Origin of the sequence: Synechococcus sp. OH2, from assembly GCF_047462155.1 — a bacterium.
In the GTDB taxonomy this organism is placed as follows: Bacteria; Cyanobacteriota; Cyanobacteriia; order Thermostichales; family Thermostichaceae; genus Thermostichus.
On sequence record NZ_JANSIR010000111.1, the window covers coordinates 1,904 to 4,427 of the forward strand.

Genomic DNA, 2,524 nt, shown 5'->3' on the forward strand with positions numbered 1-2,524 from the left:
GCCCTTTCATGAAGCTTTTCCCCTGCTGGATGAGGGAGGGAGGTGGCTGGCGACACTTCACCTGCTGGGGGAGTGCCCTCGCCCACTGAGTCTCCCCGAACGGGGACAGATCAACCTCATCGCCCTCAGCCTGCGACACATCCTGCTCCAGGCCCAGGAGCAGAAACAAGCCCTCGCGGAACTTCGGGCGCAACTGCAGCACAGCCGCAGCACTGCCGCCCGCTACCAACAGATCTTCGAGAACGCTGTCGAAGGTATTTTTCAAACGACTCCAGAAGGGAAATATCTGGTGGCCAACCCGGCTCTGGCCCATATTTTTGGCTACGAATCCCCAGAAGATTTGATGCGCCACGTCTCCGATATCGGCTCTCAGATCTACGGCGACCCGGAGCAGCGATCTGAGTTCGTACAGCGCATGCTGAAGGAAGGCCAGGTCGTGCACGCCGAGCAGCAGGTGTGCCGCAAGGACGGCAAAAAAATCTGGATTTCTTTAAACGCCCGCACCCTGTACAACGAGCAGGGGGAGCCCCTCTATTTTGAAGGGTTTGTTACCGATATCACGGCCTCCCGCCAGCTTAAAGAACGGCAACAGCAACTGGAGGAAGCCCGCAGAGAGAGCGAGCATCGTTTTTTGCAACTGGCTAAGAACAGCCAGCAACTGTTTTGGATTTCAACGCTTTGCGGCAAAGAGCTGATTTACGTCAGCCCCGCCTGTGAAGCCATTTGGGGCCTTTCCCCTGCAGAGGCCTACGCCAATCCCCAGGCCTGGATGCGCCACATTCACCCTGACGATCGCTGGCTGTTCCCCGCCATTTTTCAAGCCCAACTTCAGGGCCAACCCACCGATGTGGTTTTTCGCCTCTGCCGCCCCGATGGCTGCATCCTCTGGCTGCGGGAACGCACCTTTCCCATCCTCGACAAAGAGGGCAAACTCTACCGGGTGGCAGGGATCGTCGAAGACATCACCGAGTCCAAGCAACTGGAAGCCGAACGTCGTCGTATAGAGCAAGCCTGGCAACAGAGCGCCAACCATTTCCGGCAGATCTTTGAGCTGGCTCCCAACGGCATTGCCCTGGTGGATTTGCAGGGGCGATTTATCCAGGTCAACGAGGCCTTTGCCCAGATCGTCGGCTACACCCCCGAAGAGTTGCAGCGTCGGCAACAACTGGACATCCTCCACCCCGACGATGTCAACCAACTGCTGGCGGCTAACGAGGCCCTCTTGACACGCAAAGTCTCCATCAGCCAGCGGCAGATTCGCTACATCCACCGTTCCGGCCTGGTTGTCCATGTGCTGTTCCAGGCCACCCTGCTTACCGATGAAGCCGGCCAGCCCACCCAGTTTCTCAACCAGGTGATCGACATCAGCGCCCGTGTCGAGGCAGAAATCGCCCTCAGAGAAAGCGAAGAACGCTTCCGCCAATCCTTTGAGTGGTCCCCGATTGCCAAGGCCATGACCCACCTGGATGGTACCTATTTTCAAATCAACGCCGCCTTCACCGAAACCCTAGGCTACACCCTAGAAGATCTCAAAGGCAAAACCGTCCTCGACATCACCCATCCTGACGACATTGCCGCCACCCTGGAGAGCACCAACCGCCTACTGGCCGGCGAGGTGCACCACTGCGAACAGGAACAGCGCTACATCCACAAGAACGGGCAAATCGTCTACGCCCTTCTCCGCATCACCCTGGTGCGCACCGCCCAAGGGGATCCCAGCTACTTTCTCAGCCAAATTTTGGACATTACCGAGCGCAAACAAGCGGAGGCGGCCCTGCGCCAAAGCGAGCTGAGCCTGCGGGGCATCTTCGAGCAGTCGGCCCTGGGCATTTCCATCGTCGATCGACAGGGCCGTTACCTCAAGGTGAACCCCGCCCTGGAAGAGATCCTTGGCTACAGCGCTGCCGAATTGGTCAGCAGGAGTTTCTGCGACCTCACCCACCCGGACGATATCGAGGAAGATTGGCGACTCTTCCAGGAAGTTGTGAACGGCCAACGGGATCGCTACCACCTGGAAAAACGTTACATTCACCGCAGCGGCAAGGTGGTTTGGTGCCGCCTGGCGGTCTCGGCAGTGCGGGATCCCGAAGGCAAAAACCTCTTCATCATCGGCATCTCTGAAGACATTACTGAAGAAAAACAGGCGGAGCTGCAGATTCAGGCAGCCCTGCAAGAAAAAGAGATTCTGCTGCGGGAGATCCACCACCGTGTCAAAAATAACCTGCAGATCATCTCCAGCTTGCTGCGACTCCAGGCGGATCAAATCAAAAGCCACAAGTATGCCCGCGTTTTTAAGGACGCCGGCAGCCGCATTCAGGCGATGTCTTTGATCCACGAGGGCCTGTACCCGTCCAACAACCTGGCTGCTGTGGATTTGAAGCAGTACCTCCACAATTTAATCTCCAATCTCTTTCGCTCCTACGGCGTGAACCCCGAGATCATTCGCGCCAGCATCCGCGCCGAAGGGATCCGCCTCAACCTCGACGACGCAGTTTTGTGCGGCCTGATCATCAATGAGCTGGTC

Annotated in this window: 1 protein-coding gene; it reads left to right on the forward strand. The window is 57.6% G+C overall.

Annotation, left to right across the window (positions count from 1 at the left end; all coding sequences use genetic code 11):
• Window positions 1-2,524 (forward strand): PAS domain S-box protein (locus tag NW835_RS11665; RefSeq protein ID WP_414415366.1); only part of this gene is annotated, 2,524 nt, incomplete at both ends.